General features: G+C 64.2%; 14 protein-coding genes. 4 read left to right on the plus strand and 10 right to left on the minus strand.

What is annotated here, in order from left to right; translation table 11 throughout:
* Positions 1-50: 50 nt before the first annotated feature.
* The 5 genes from HJB84_RS20145 to HJB84_RS20165 form a co-directional block, all read right to left on the minus strand.
* Positions 51-470, minus strand: coding sequence for a GFA family protein (locus tag HJB84_RS20145; protein ID WP_207582608.1), 420 nt, complete (start codon positions 468-470; stop codon positions 51-53).
* 114 nt (positions 471-584) lie between these two features.
* Positions 585-2,114: a S10 family peptidase gene (locus HJB84_RS20150; protein WP_221116700.1), complete on the minus strand. Its 1,530-nt coding sequence runs from the start codon at positions 2,112-2,114 to the stop codon at positions 585-587.
* 95 nt (positions 2,115-2,209) lie between these two features.
* Positions 2,210-3,502: an MFS transporter gene (locus HJB84_RS20155; protein ID WP_221116701.1), complete on the minus strand. Its 1,293-nt coding sequence runs from the start codon at positions 3,500-3,502 to the stop codon at positions 2,210-2,212.
* A complete protein-coding gene (locus tag HJB84_RS20160) occupies positions 3,499-4,176 on the minus strand; it encodes a FadR/GntR family transcriptional regulator (protein ID WP_221116702.1) in 678 nt (225 codons plus the stop codon). The genes HJB84_RS20155 and HJB84_RS20160 overlap by 4 nt, the downstream gene beginning before the upstream one ends.
* Before the next feature lie 316 nt (positions 4,177-4,492).
* Positions 4,493-5,404 (minus strand): pirin family protein, encoded by a 912-nt coding sequence (locus HJB84_RS20165; protein ID WP_071084535.1) that lies wholly within the window; start codon positions 5,402-5,404, stop codon positions 4,493-4,495.
* Positions 5,405-5,651: 247 nt separating this feature from the next.
* Between HJB84_RS20165 and HJB84_RS20170 the strand changes: the two genes are divergently transcribed.
* A complete protein-coding gene (locus HJB84_RS20170) occupies positions 5,652-6,464 on the plus strand; it encodes a class II glutamine amidotransferase (RefSeq protein WP_207582612.1) in 813 nt (270 codons plus the stop codon).
* A gap of 6 nt (positions 6,465-6,470) precedes the next feature.
* On the opposite strand, the gene coaBC is transcribed toward HJB84_RS20170, so the two are convergent.
* The 3 genes from coaBC to HJB84_RS20185 all read right to left on the minus strand — a co-directional run bounded on the left by coaBC (position 6,471) and on the right by HJB84_RS20185 (position 9,399).
* Positions 6,471-7,676, minus strand: coding sequence for a bifunctional phosphopantothenoylcysteine decarboxylase/phosphopantothenate--cysteine ligase CoaBC (gene coaBC / locus HJB84_RS20175; protein ID WP_221116703.1), 1,206 nt, complete (start codon positions 7,674-7,676; stop codon positions 6,471-6,473).
* 129 nt (positions 7,677-7,805) lie between these two features.
* Positions 7,806-8,555 carry an SDR family oxidoreductase gene (locus HJB84_RS20180; protein ID WP_221116704.1) on the minus strand — a complete coding sequence of 250 codons (750 nt, stop codon included), beginning with the start codon at positions 8,553-8,555 and terminating at the stop codon, positions 7,806-7,808.
* 79 nt (positions 8,556-8,634) lie between these two features.
* Positions 8,635-9,399, minus strand: coding sequence for an SDR family oxidoreductase (locus HJB84_RS20185; RefSeq protein ID WP_221116705.1), 765 nt, complete (start codon positions 9,397-9,399; stop codon positions 8,635-8,637).
* A 125-nt stretch (positions 9,400-9,524) separates the two neighbouring features.
* On the opposite strand from HJB84_RS20185, the gene HJB84_RS20190 reads away from it, so the two are divergent.
* Genes HJB84_RS20190 through HJB84_RS20200 form a run of 3 tightly spaced genes read left to right on the plus strand, consistent with a single transcriptional unit; the run spans position 9,525 to position 12,085 of the window.
* A complete protein-coding gene (locus HJB84_RS20190) occupies positions 9,525-10,430 on the plus strand; it encodes a LysR family transcriptional regulator (protein WP_221116706.1) in 906 nt (301 codons plus the stop codon).
* A gap of 33 nt (positions 10,431-10,463) precedes the next feature.
* A complete protein-coding gene (locus tag HJB84_RS20195; RefSeq protein ID WP_221116707.1) occupies positions 10,464-11,702 on the plus strand; it encodes an MFS transporter in 1,239 nt (412 codons plus the stop codon).
* Entirely contained in the window at positions 11,699-12,085 is a 387-nt protein-coding gene (locus HJB84_RS20200) for a VOC family protein (protein ID WP_221116708.1), read from the plus strand. Before HJB84_RS20195 ends, HJB84_RS20200 begins: the two co-directional genes overlap by 4 nt.
* Here HJB84_RS20200 and HJB84_RS20205 read toward each other — a convergent pair.
* Positions 12,031-12,303 (minus strand): antitoxin, encoded by a 273-nt coding sequence (locus HJB84_RS20205; protein WP_221116709.1) that lies wholly within the window; start codon positions 12,301-12,303, stop codon positions 12,031-12,033. The genes HJB84_RS20200 and HJB84_RS20205 overlap by 55 nt on opposite strands.
* 51 nt (positions 12,304-12,354) lie before the next feature.
* Complete coding sequence (locus HJB84_RS20210; protein ID WP_221116710.1) at positions 12,355-14,016, minus strand: urocanate hydratase; 1,662 nt, start codon at positions 14,014-14,016, stop codon at positions 12,355-12,357.
* Positions 14,017-14,041: the final 25 nt, after the last annotated feature.

The following is a 14,041-nucleotide window of genomic DNA, read 5'->3' on the forward strand; positions in this document are numbered from 1 at the left end:
TGGCCATCGCATCTCAGGGTGCGATGGCCGCTGCCCGAATAGTCTGCAGCCTAAACGTCCTTGCCGCGTTGGTCCTCGCGATCGGATCGTGGCAGCGGCTCGATATTCTCCACCCAGGGCAGGGCCGACCGGCACCATATCTGTTTCCTCGGTTTGAGGTCTCGCCGCTGATCGATGCCGCCGACGCGGATGCCGATCGCGCCGCCGTCGCCATCGGTGCGATAGAGCGGCGAGCCGCAATTCGGGCAGAAGAATTGACGGCTGAGGCGGCCGCTGTCGCCATATTTGCTGTAGCTGCGCGGTTCACCTGCTATGAGCGCGAAGCTTTGCGGCCGCGCCGGTGCGGTGATGCGATAGGCGGAGCCCGTCAGCCGCTGGCAATCGGTGCAATGGCAGATCGAGACCCGCTCCGGATCGATTTCCGCCTGATAGCGGATCGCCCCGCAATGACAGCCTCCGGTGATATGCATCGGCAAGTCCTCAAAGCATGTCGCAAAAGTGTACCGCGGTTTTGCGACGAAGACATGCGGAAAAACAAAGACCTGAAGCGTGGGCCAAGCGAATCTGAATGATCGCGCCACGCTTTAGTCTGCCGGCTGCGCGGCCGGGCGTGTGGCGTAGAAGGCCTTGGCATCCGCCGTGAAGGCGGCCCGCTGATCGGCATTCGTGTAGAACATATGCCCGCCGCGATAAAGTTTCAGCCCGACGCGGCCGTCGGTGAGCGAGGGCGGCAGGTGGTCGACCACATAGCGGCTGACGCCGTAAGGCGTCACCAGATCGCTGTAGCCATGCGCGATCAACAGGTGGAAGGCCGGGTTTGAGGCGAGCAGCTGCCGGATGTCGTCGGTGGCACTCGCCTGGAGGCGCGATCCGCCGCCGCGCCCGCCGCCCCATTCCCAGCGCCGGCTGATATCACTGTCGAGCAGCGAATAGGTCATCTCTGTTTTGAAGCCGAGGGCGTTGCGGGCGTAGTCGGCAAAGGCGCCGCCATAGGCGCGGGTGAAGCCGTCGAGGATGGCGTCGTCGCCCCGGTCGTAATCCGATTCCGGATAGGGATCGGGGGTGGCAAAGGCGGCGTCGTAGGGGCTCATCACTTCGCCGCTGCCGGCGGAGTGTTTGACGAAGGAATTGCCGAGGAAGCCGCGGTTGCGAGTGACGATATCCTCGGGGATGCCCGTCAGCCCTGCGATCCTGCGATAGAAGGCGGCCGCCTCGGCGCCTGTCGGCGGCGGACCGGCGAGCGTCGTCAGATAGTCGCCCAGCGCGAAGGTTTCGGCCTCGCGCTGCTTCTCTTCGTCAAAGGCGTTGTGCCGGTCGAGTTCGGCTGCCGCCAGCGACGGCAGCTCAAGTGCTGCGCCGAGCGCGAACTGGTCGGCATTGAACATCAACTGTCCCTCAAGCAATGGCGAAAGCATCACCGCGCCGGCGACGATGATGCCCTGGCTTTCCTGCAGCGTCGAAGCGACCTTGGCTGCGCGGAAGCCGCCGTAACTTTCGCCGAGAAGATATTTTGGCGAATTGGAACGGTTGTTGTGCGCGGCATAGAGCGCGATCGCCTTGGCAATGCTCTGGGCGTCTGAGTTGACATTGTAATAGTTGGAGGCGTCGTCGATCTTTGCGGTCCGGCTCCAGCCGGTGCCGATCGGGTCGATCAGCACGAGATCGGTGAAATCCAGCCAGCTTTGCGGGTTGTCGACCAGTTTCGCATGGGCGCCGTCACGGGCCTGAGGCCCGAAGTCGAGCACCTCAGGCCCGACCAGCCCGAGATGCAGGAAGGCGGACGCCGCACCCGGCCCGCCGTTGAAGGCAAAGGTCAGCGGCCGGTCCGGCCCTCCGTCTTTCGCGACATAGGCGGTGTAGAAGATCGCGCCGGTCTGCGCGCCGTCCTGGCCGAAGAGATCCAGCGTGCCGGCGGTTGCAGTATAGGCAATCTTTCGGCCGCCGATCGTCAGTTCGTGCTCGGTGACGGAATCGGCCGGCAGCAGCTTCAGCACGCCGTCGCGCGCACCGCTCTCGACATTCGCCCGGCCTTCGCCGTTTTCCTGCGCGGGGGAAAGGCCAGGAGCCAGCGACGTCGCAAGCGCGGCAAGCAGAAACAGAGTTCGTAGGCGCAAGATGTCTTCTCCGGCGGTGGATAATGCGGGCTGAGATAGCGTAGCATCCGCCGCCGGCGACCGGCATCAAGAGATGGTGATGGGCCGGTGAGGGCTCAACTGGCCTTCTCCACCGCATGGACGTTGATCTCGACCGACCGGCCGGCCTTCCAGCCGTTGATCGCGGCTCCGAGCCCGAGCGCGACGAAGAGGGCCGCACACCAGGAAAAGCTGCCGGTCCAGTCGCGGATGAGCCCGACGATAAGCGGGCCGATGGCGGCAAGCAGGTAACCGACGCATTGCGCCATGCCGGAAAGATGGGCGGCGACATCGGGATCGCGCGAGCGCAGCACGATCGTCGTCATCGCCGCCGCGATCAGCCCGCCTTGGCCGATGCCCTGCAGCACCGCCCACAGCCAGACGGTCGACAGCGGCGCAAACAGCAGGCCGAGCAGGGCGGTGACGGCGACACCGCAAAGGCTCGCATTGATCAGCCGCTGGTCTTTGCCGCGCACGGCGATATGCGGGACGATGAGGCAGGATGTTGCCTGCACCATTACCGACAGCGAGACGATCGCCCCGGCGGTGACGCCGTCGAGGCCGCGTTCGCGCAGGATCGGAACCAGCCAGCCGAAGACGCAATAGGCAAGCGCCGATTGCAGTCCCATGAACAGCGTCACCTGCCAGGCGAGCCGGTCGCGCCAGAGGCCCTCGACGCGGAAACCGTTTCGCCTGGCCTGCCTGCCGCTGCGCAGAACCTGCGGCAGCCAGAGCAGGCTGACGATCAAGGCGGGTAGGGCCCAGGCGGCTAGTGCGCCCGCAAGAGAGCCGCCGAGCGCGTGTTCGATTGGCAGTGTCAGCCCGGCCGCACTGGCCGCACCGGCGCAGAGCGCCATCGTGTAGAAGCCGGTCATCAGCGCGGCGCGCCCGGCGAAATCCCGTTTCACCAGCCCCGGCAACAGCACGTTGCCGACGGCAATGCAGGCGCCGGCCAGCGCAGTGCCGATGAACAGCAGCGGCACCGAGGAAAACCCGCGCAATGCAGTGCCGAGGGCCAGAAGCAGGATAACGCCGAGCAGCGTGCGTTCCGTGCCGAGGCGCTGGGCAAGACGCGGCGCCAGCGGCGAAAAGGCGCCGAGACAGACGACCGGAAGCGTCGTCAGCAGGCTGGCGCCAAGCGCGCTGAGGCCAAGCTCCGCGCGGATTTCCGGCAGCAGCGCCGAGGCGCTCGAAAAGACCGGGCGCAGGTTGAAGGCGATCAGCACCAGGCTGGCGCCGAGCAGGAAGCGACCTGCGGCGCCGCGCACCGGTGTTGCCTGTGGCGGTGGCAGGCTGCCGGCCTCGGCGTCGATCAACAATTCGTCGGTCGCGTCAAGCGCGGTGATGGCATCGGTGGACGGTGTGGTCATGACAGGATCATCCGGTCGAGGGCGGCAAGAACCGGCGCCATGAAGCGGCGCACCGCCGCGTCCGCTTTGTCGGGATCGCCGGTTTCGATGGCGTCGACGATATCGGCATGCGCTTGCATATCCGGTTCGGGAATATCCCTGCCGAGTGTGGCGGCGATGGTATCGGCGATCGAGGCCGAGAAGAAATCGTAGATCTCGATCATCGCCCGGTTGCCGGAAGCGGCGATGACGGCCTTGTGGAAGGCAAGGTCGCGCTGGATGAAGGCGGCCTGGTTGCCGCCGTCGTAATTGCCGCGTTCGGCAAGCAGCCGGCGAAGCTCGGTAACCGTCTCCGGTCTTTTGCGCACCGCCGTCAGCCGGGCGGCTTCGACGTCGAGCGCCAAGCGCGCCTCGAACTGGTCGCGCAGGCTGGCGCGCCGCGCCATCGTCAACGGCCGGCCGGCATCGCTGGTCGCGCGCACATAGGTTCCCGAACCCTGGCGGGTTTCGAGATAGCCTTGGGAGACCAGCACCCGCACCGCCTCGCGCACCGTGCCGCGGCTGACCGACAGCATGGCCGACAGCGAGGCTTCGTTGGGTAATTTCTCGCCGACCGCCCAGCGCTTGCCGAGAATGTCGCCGCGGATCGCCTCGACAGCGTCATCGGCGAGATTGGTCCTGCTGATTGCGTGCATCCCACTACTCATAAGGTCATCAGATGACTTTATGAGTAGTGGGATTTCGATTATCCGTCAACGGTCTCAAATCAGGGCAATAAAAAAGGGCCGCCTCGGCGACCCTTTCCATGAGTTTGGCCTCAAACGGGCCCGGACTGTCTATGCAGCCCCAGGAAGGCGGGGATTAGTGCGAGGGCTGCCTCGCTTTCATCAACTCTCCCATGCCCGTTAAGAGGTCCGAAATCTCATTAGACATTGGATCACCTTCCTTTCGTTCTGTTGCTGATAGCTCAAAGGTAGGCCGATTCTTCGCAGATGCAAGAGAGAAATGCGATCAATGCGCCGCCTTGATGAAGGTGCCGTTCTGCAGCTCGCGCATCGCCTGCATGATTTCCTCGCGCGAATTCATCACGATCGGGCCGTGCCATGCGACCGGCTCCTCGATTGGCTTGCCTGATACAAGCAGGAAACGGATGCCCTGGTCCCCCGCCTGCACCGTCACTTCGTCGCCGCTGTCGAAGACCACGAGCGTGCGGTTGCCGGACATGTCGCGAATGTTCAACTCCTCGCCGTCGACTTCCTTCTCGACGCGCACGCCGAAGGGTTTCGACGCATCGCGAAAGGTGCCGGAGCCGGCGAAGATATAGGCGAAGGCGTTGCGGTAGGTGTCGACCGGCAGACGCTTCTTCTTGCCGGGCGGCACCGAGACGTCGAGATAGATCGGCTCGGCGGCGACGCCGTCGACGGGACCGGCCTTGCCCCAGAAATCGCCGCAGATCACCCGCACGGCCGTGCCGTCATCATCGACGACGACAGGGATGTCGGCGGATTTGACGTCCTGATAGCGCGGCGCCGTCATCTTCAGCGAGGAGGGCAGGTTTGCCCAGAGCTGGAAACCGTGCATGCGGCCGGCGAAATCGCCCTTCGGCATTTCCTGGTGCATGATGCCGCTGCCGGCCGTCATCCACTGAATATCGCCGGCGCCGAGCAGGCCACGGTTGCCAAGGCTGTCGCCATGCTCGACGGTGCCGGCAAGCACATAGGTGATCGTCTCGATGCCGCGATGCGGGTGCCATGGGAAACCGCGAATATATTCCGCCGGATTGTCATTGCGGAAATCGTCCATCATCAGGAACGGATCGGTCATCGCAGGATCGCCGAAGCCGAAGACGCGGTGCAGCTTCACGCCCGCGCCTTCCATGGTCGGTGTGGCGGTACTTTCATGTTTGACGGGTCGGATCGACATGGCGTCCTCTTGAAGGTTCAACTTGGCGGCAACTATAGCGGCCCGGCCGCCAAGCGCGAAGCCTGCCCAGCGGACAACGCAGTGTTCACAAAAGAACACAGGCTTTCGCCGAATTTGAACATCCGAGGCGCCACGAAACCGTCATCTTGCGCTTGCAAACCGGCGGCGCGTTAAGCTGTTATTAGCCGCGACGTCAGACAATTTCAGCATGCCCGCCGATGCGGCGGCGGGTCGGAGCAAGAAAGCCATGTGTCGCTGGGCAGCCTATCGCGGAGATCCTCTCTATCTCGAGGAGCTGGTATCCTCGCCTGCCCATTCGCTGATTGAGCAGTCCCATTGCGCCACCCGCGCCAAGACGGCGACGAATGGCGATGGCTTCGGCATCGCCTGGTATGGCGACAGGCCGGAGCCCGGCCGCTACCGTGATATCCTGCCGGCCTGGTCGGATTGCAATCTGAAGAGCCTGGCGCGGCAGATCCGTTCGCCGCTCTTCCTCGCCCATGTCCGCGCGGCTACAGGCGGCGGCACGCGCCGCGACAATTGCCACCCCTTCACCCACGACACCTGGTCCTTCATGCACAACGGCCAGATCTCCGGTTTCGAGCGCCTGCGCCGGCCGATGGAGGCGATGCTCGACGACGAACTGTTCAATGCCCGCGGCGGCACGACCGATTCCGAGTTGATGTTCCTGCTGGCGCTGCAATTCGGCCTGCGTGAGGCGCCGGTGGCCGCAATGGCTGAAATGGTCGGCTTCGTCGAGGATCTGGCCGAAAGCGTCGTCGGTTCGATCCTGCTGCGCTTTACCGCCGCCTTCTCCGACGGCAACACGCTCTATGCGATCCGCTATGCCACCGATCGCAAGGCGCCGACCCTCTATGCCTCACCTGTCGGCGCCGGCTATTGCCTGGTGTCCGAGCCGTTGAACGACGATGGCGATGCCTGGGCCGAAATTCCGAATGGCAGCGCCGTTACCGTCAGCAAAAACGGCATCGACGTCGCCGACTTCCGGCCGGGAAAGCGAAGTGCAGCCAAGCCGCAGCGCGTGGCTATTCCCGCATAAAGCGCTTTAGCGGAAACTTTCGGCGATCAGCGCCGCCAGCCTTTCGGCAACCTCTTCCTTCGCCAGATCAGGCCATTGCTCGACGCCGTTGCGGCGTATGAGTTTGACGCTGTTGCGGCTGCCGCCCATGATGCCGGTGGCCGGAGAGACGTCATTGGCGACGATCAGGTCGGCGCCCTTGCGCTCGAGTTTCGCCTTCGCATTGCTTTCCACATCTTGTGTCTCGGCGGCAAAGCCGATCACCAGTTTCGGCCGCATCGTATGATGGCCGACGGTTTTCAGGATGTCCGGATTCTCGGTCAGCGCCAGCGTCGGAATGGATTCGCCCGGATGTTTCTTCAGCTTCTGGTCGGCGGCCGAGGCCACTCGCCAGTCCGCCACCGCCGCGACCATCACGGCGATATCGGCCGGCAGCGCCGCCAGCACGGCATCGCGCATTTCTTCCGCCCGCTCGACATGGATGACGTTGACGCCGACGGGATCGGCGATCGTCACCGGCCCCGAGACCAGCGTCACCTCCGCCCCAAGCCTGGCAAGGGCTGCGGCGATCGCATGCCCCTGCCGGCCGGAAGAGCGGTTGGCGATGTAGCGCACCGGATCGATCGGCTCGTGCGTCGGTCCCGACGTGACTATCGCCTTGCGTCCCTTGAGCGGCTTTTCTCCGTCGTCGAGCATGGTTTCGGCGGCCGCGACGATCTCCAGCGGTTCCGCCATCCGGCCGAGCCCCGCCTCCCGGCTCTCCGCCATCTCGCCTGCCATCGGCCCGACGAAGCGGACGCCGTCGTCCCTGAGTCTTGCCGCATTGCGCCGCGTCGCCGGATGCGCCCACATGCGGGGGTTCATCGCCGGTGCGGCCAGCACCGGCCTCTCCGTCGCCAAAAGCACGGTCGAGGCGAGATCGTCGGCAAGCCCGTTCGCCATCTTCGCCAGCAGGTCGGCCGTGGCGGGGGCAATGAGCACGAGATCGCAGTCGCGCGCCAGCCGGATATGGCCGACATCCTGCTCATCCTGGCGCGAAAACAGATCGAGGAAGACGTGGTCGGCTGCAAGCGCGCCGACGGCCAGCGGTGTGACGAATTCCTGGGCGCCTTTGGTCATCACCGGGCGCACGCTGGCGCCGCGCTCGCGCAGCCGGCGGATCAGATCCAGGCTCTTATAGGCCGCGATGCCGCCGGAGATGATGAGGAGGATGCGTTTGCCGCTGAGAGCCATGGCTTTCTACCCGTCGCCTTTTTCTGACCCTAAGCCTTTGGCGGAGAACATGCAATCGCGGGACGGCACACATCGCCGCGCTCGGCCGGTGCCGCCCCGTTCATGACGTCGGCCGTCATTCTCGTGGGCTCAGAGGTTGCTCATCCCGCCGTCGATCACGAGTTCGCTGCCGACGATATAGGCGGCCTCATCGGAGGCGAGAAAGACGATCGTTTTCGCGACCTCGCTGGGGTTCCCGAAGCGGCCGACGGGGATCTGCGACTGGATCTCGGCAGCCATCGCCTTGGATTGGGCTTCCGACGCCCCGAGCTTGCTGTAGAGCGGCGTGGCGATCGGGCCCGGGCTGACGGCGTTGACGCGGATGCCGCGACCGATGAGTTCGCCCGACAGCGTCTTTGCGAGCGTCAGCAATGCACCCTTCGTCAGTGAATAGACGCTGGAGTTCGGCATGCCGATATGGGCGTTGATGGAGGTATTGAGCACGATTGCGGCCTGGCTCGAAAAAATCGGCAGCAACGACTGGATCAGGAAAAACGGCCCCTTGACATTGATCGCCACCGACTTGTCGAAGGCGGCTTCGCTCCACTGTTCCAGCGGCCCGAATTCGGCGACACCGGCATTGACGAAGAGGATGTCGAGCGTGCCGAAAGCTTGCTTCACCGTATCGGCGACGGCCTTCTGGCCGGCCGCATTGCCGGCATCGGCCTGGATGACGATCGCTTTGTCGCCGAGTTCGCTACGGGCGGCTTCGACGCTTGCGGCGCTGCTGCCGGTAACGACGACGCGGGCGCCTTCGGCGATGAATTGGCGGGCGGTTTCGATGCCGATGCCGCTGGTGCCGCCGGTGATGAGGGCTGTCTTGTTCTGCAGTCGTGACATGATGACGTTCCTTTGATCGGATATTGTGGCCGGAGAAGGCGCGCTTTCATCCGGCGAATTGGGGAGCGCTTGGCTTTCGTCAGGTTCGGGTGATCGACGCGCCGCCATCGACCAGCGAGGCAGTGCCGGTGACGAAACTCGCATCGTCGGAGGCGAGGTAGAGAACCGAGCGGGCCAGCTCCTCGGGCGCTGCGACACGCTTCAGCGCATGCAGATTGGTGATGAAGGACTGCTTGTCGGAGGTGTCGTTCATCTCCCGATACATGTCGGTGTCGACGGCGCCCGGCAGGATGGCATTGACGCGCACGCCCTGCTGTCCGTATTCGGCCGCGAGCGCCTGGGTCAGGCCGATCAGGCCGGATTTGCTGGCGGCATAGGCGGCGACGCCGGGAAAGGCGAAGCTGTAACCGACGAAGGTCGAGGTGAAGATCACCGAGCCGCCGCCATTCCCCACCATTTCGCCGATCTGGTGCTTGGCGGCGAGGAAGGCGGCGGTCAGATTGATCGCCAACGCATCGCTGAAGCCTGCTTCCGAAACGCCGGTGCTCGGGCCGGCCTCGCCGAGTGTGCCGGCATTGTTGAAGGCAATGTCGAGCTTGCCGTAATGGGTCACGGCGGCCGCGACCAGCGCCTTGTGATAGTCTTCCGACCGGACGTCGCCGGCCACGGCGACAGCATCGCCGCCTTCCGCCTTGATCTCCGCGACGAGACTGTCGAGTTCGCGCTCGCGGCGGGCGCCGACGACGACCTTGGCGCCCTCAGCGGCGAAGAGCTTTGCCGTGGTGCGGCCGATGCCTGAGCTTGCGCCGGTGACGATTGCGACCTTGTTGTTCAAACGGTTCATGGTCTCATTCCTGTTCTTGATCCGAGGCGGCCCCTGCCGTCCCTTCCGTTGAATGGAAGATGGCATTTTCCGTTCGTTCGGATTAGTCTCCAGATCATGGAATTCGAATTCGGAAAAGCCGAACGATGATCAGAATCGAAGGTATAGCGGCTTTTGTCGCCGTCACCGAGGCAGGCTCGGTCAGCGAGGCCGCCCGGCGGCTGCGGCTCTCCAAATCCGTCGTCAGCGAAAGGCTGGCCGAGCTGGAGAAGTCGCTCGGCGGCATGCTGCTGCACCGAACGACGCGCAAACTCACCTTGACCGAGGATGGTGCGGTCTTCCTGGAGCGGGCCGGTCGCATCGTCCGCGAGATCGAGGAGGCTGCCGCCGACATGGCCGAGCGGCGCGGAACCCTGTCGGGGCCGATCCGCATTGCTGCACCCGTCACCTTCGGCCGCATGCATCTCGGCCCGGCGCTTTATCCCTTCCTCGCCGAACATCCGGAGATCGAACTGACGCTCGATATCGACGACCGGCGCGTCGATGCGTCCTCGGACGGCTACGACGCGGTCATCCGCAACGGCCCGATCGCCGATAGCCGGCTGGTCGCCTGGAAGCTCACCCGCAGCCGCCGCCTCCTCTGCGCGTCGCCGGCGTATCTCGCGCGTGCAGGAATGCCGGCGTCGCTGGCGGATCTCAGCAGCCATCGCGGCATCTTCTACACCAATCGCGGCGTTGCCGACTGGCGCTTCCAGACGCCCGACGGTGCGATCGTCGTCCGCGCGAAACTGGCGCTCGGCATCAACAATGGCGACATGCTTCGTGACGCTTCGATTGCCGGTCTCGGCATCGCGCTGCTGCCTGCCTTCATTGCCGGCCCGGCGATCCGCGAGGGCCGGCTTGCCGAAATCGATGTCGGCCACAGGCCGGAGGCCGAATTCATCTATATGGCCCATCCAGAGGGCCACAATCCCTCGGCCAAGCTCCGCGCCATTGCCGATCACTTGAAGAAGAGCTTCGGCGATCCACCCTATTGGGATCCGGCGGGTTAACGCATGAATTCCAAGGCTCATCAGGATGAACATATGCCGCCGTCAGCGCATGCCGCAAAGACCGTGATCGCAGCAGAAAAGCATTATTTGACGCGCGGCTCCGCCGCCTATCGCCGCGCCAGTCTGGCGCTTTTCCTTTCCGGCTTTTCCACCTTCTCGCTGCTCTATTGCGTGCAGCCGCTGCTCCCGATCTTCTCGCAGGAATTTGCCGTCGGCCCGGCCGAAAGTTCGCTGTCCCTCTCGCTCTCTACAGGCTTCCTCGCGGTCGCCATCATCTGTGCCGCCGCGGTTTCGGAAGGTCTCGGCCGCCGCAGCCTGATGGCGCTATCGCTGGTCGCCGCCGCATTGCTGACAATTGCCACCGCCTTCGCTCCGGATTGGCACCTGCTGCTCGTCATCCGCGCCCTGCAGGGCCTCGTTCTCGGCGGCGTGCCCGCCGTCGCCATGGCCTATCTCGCCGAGGAGATCGACCCGCGCGGCCTTGGCGCCACCATGGGCCTCTATGTCGCCGGCACGGCCTTCGGCGGCATGTCCGGCCGCGTCCTGACAGGCATCTTCGCCGAATATCTCACCTGGCGCCCGGCGCTTTTCATCATCGGCGCCATCGGCCTTGCCGCCGCGCTCGGCTTCATCGCCCTGCTGCCGCCGTCAAGAAATTTCGTCCGCCGACCGGGCTTCGACCTCAGCTTTCATCTCAAAGCCTGGCTCGGCCATCTCAAAAATCCGGCGCTGCCCTTCATCTTCGCCATCGCCTTCCTGGCGATGGGCTCCCTCGTGACGATCTACAACTATGCCGGTTTTCGCCTGGTGGCGCCGCCCTATGGCCTCAACCAGACCGAACTCGGCCTGATCTTCACCGTCTATCTCTTCGGCATCGGCGCCTCTTCGATCGGCGGCCTGCTCGGAGATCGGATCGGGCACTTTCGCGTGCTGCTCTTCGGTCTGGCGCTCACCGCCGCCGGCAGCGCGCTGACGCTGTTTGCGTCGCTGCCATCGATCATCCTCGGCATCGTCGTGCTGACGACCGGCTTCTTCATGAGCCACTCCATCGCCAGCGGCCTTGTCGGCAAGTTGGCGCATGGCACCAAAGGCCACGCCTCGTCGCTCTATATGCTGGCCTATTATGTCGGCTCCAGCCTCATGGGCTCGGCCGGCGGCTGGTTTTTCGCAGTGGAAGGCTGGGCCGCCGTCGTTATCTTCATGCTTGCCATGCTGGCGCTGGCCTTTATCTCCGCCTGTGCCGCCCAGCACCTTGCGAGGAGAAAAGCATGATCCGCATAGACCGTCTCGACCATCTCGTGCTGACCGTCGCCGATATCGAAACGACCTGCGATTTCTATACCCGCATCCTCGGCATGTCGGTCGAAACCTTTGCGGAAGGCCGCAAGGCGCTGAAATTCGGCAGACAGAAGATCAACCTGCATCAGGCCGGTCACGAATTCGAACCCAAGGCGAGACATCCGACCCCCGGCTCCGGCGACCTCTGCTTCATCACTGAGACGCCGCTTGCCTACGTCATCGCCCATCTGCAGGCGTCGGGCGTTGTGATCGAAGAAGGGCCGGTCGAACGCACCGGCGCGACCGGACGTCTGCGCTCGGTCTATTTTGGGGATCCCGACGGCAATCTCATCGAAGTTTCGAATCTGATCGATTGACGCTCCTGTGCCGCAGGCTGTTCTTCGGCCGCACTGGCGAAGTCGGGATCGACAGGACCGGTCACGTCGGCAAGCCATCCCCAATCGTCGGAAATCGGTTCGAGAATAACCGCCCGCCCCTGGCGCCTGATAGTGACGGTGTCGCCATCGAAACGGAATTGCTTGGGCAGCCGGACGGCCCGGGAACCTCTTGACCAGAAGATCTTGGCTGTTTCCACGTCATCGCTCTTGGTGGGTATGACAACAGTCTATAGCAAGTCGGGAACTGTTCAACCAAGCCGGATGTAGGGCACGTCCTTCTTCGCCACCTCGTCCAGCGCTTCCTCGTAACCGGCATCGGCATAACGCATGACGCCGAGGGCGGTGTCGTTGGTCAGTGCGTGGTCCAGCCGCTCGTCGGCGGCATCGGTGCCGTCGGCGATGACCGTGACGCCGCAGCTCGTCATGTAGCCGGCATATCCGCCGCCGCCGGAATGGACGACGACGAGATCGGCCATCGACGAGCAGAGCATCATCGCATCGATTAGCGGCCAGTCGGCGATCGCGTCGGAACCGTCCTTCATCCGCTCGGTCATGATATTGGGATGCGTCATGGCGCCGGCATCGAGATGGTCGCGGGAGAAGGCGACCGGGCTTTTGAGTTCGCCGTTCGCAACCAGCGTATTGACGCGCCGGGCGAGTGCCGTGCGTTCGCCGTGGCCGAGCCAGGCAATGCGCGCCGGCAGCCCTTCGAACGGCACATGCTGGCGCGCCAGCCGGATCCAGTTGGTGATGATCTTGTTGTCGGGGAATAGTTCCAGCAGCAGGTCGTCGATGCGGGCGATATCGCTCTCCTCGCCCGACAGCGCCATCCAACGGAACGGCCCGATCGCCCGGGCAAACAGCGGCCTGAGATAGGCTTCGGTGAAGATCGGAATGTCGAAGGCATTGGTGACGCCGCCCTCTTTCGCCTGGGTGCGGATGAGGTTGCCATTGTCGAAAACTTCCGAGCCCTTCCTCTGGAATTCCAGCATCGCCGTCACATGGTCGACGATCGAGGCGCGGCTTGCCGCCATCAATTGCCCCTGGCCGTCGTCGCGCAGTCCCTTGACCTGCTCGAGGCTCATGCCCTTCGGCACATAGCCATAGACGAGGTCGTGTGCCGAGGTCTGGTCGGTGACGATGTCGGGCACAATGCCGCGCCGGGCAATCTCCGGATAGACCTCGGCCGCATTGCCGACGAGGCCGACGGAAAGAGCCCGCTTCTCCTTCACCGCCGTATCGATCATCTGAAGGGCGCTATCGAGATCGGGGGCGATTTCCTGGAGATAGCCGATCTGCTGGCGCTTGCGGGCCCGTTCCGGGTCGATATCGACACAGAGGATCGCCGCCCCTGCCATGCGACCGGCGAGCGGCTGTGCCCCACCCATGCCGCCAAGGCCGGCCGTCAGCACGAAGCGGCCGAGGAGATCGCCGCCGAAGCGCCGCTCGGCAATGCGCATGAAGATCTCGTAGGTGCCCTGGATGACGCCCTGGCTGCCGATATATTGCCAGGCGCCGGCCGTCAGTCCGCCCCAGCAGATCAGCCCCTTGCGCTGCAGCTCGTAGAACACCTCGGCTTTCGCCCATTGCCCGACGATATTGCAGTTCGCCATGATGACTAGCGGCGCCTTGGCGTGGGTTCGAACGAGGCCGATCGGCTTGCCGGACTGGATGAGCAGCGTCTGGTTCTCGTCCATCTCGGTCAGTGCCTTGACGATGCCCTTATGCGCCGCCCAACTGCGGGCCGCCTTGCCGAGTGCGGCATAGACGATCAGGTTTTCCGGATCCTCGCCGACCGACAGCACGTTTTCGAGCAACCGCAGCAGCGCTTCCTGCCGCCAGCCCTTGGCACGCAGCTGCGGCCCCCCGGGGATCGGAAAGTTCGGATGACGTGGATTGGCCTTCGGCATCGTGGATTCCTCGTTGGTTATCCTC

The sequence above is a fragment of the Rhizobium sp. NZLR1b genome, from assembly GCF_019685155.1.
In the GTDB taxonomy this organism is placed as follows: Bacteria; Pseudomonadota; Alphaproteobacteria; order Rhizobiales; family Rhizobiaceae; genus Rhizobium.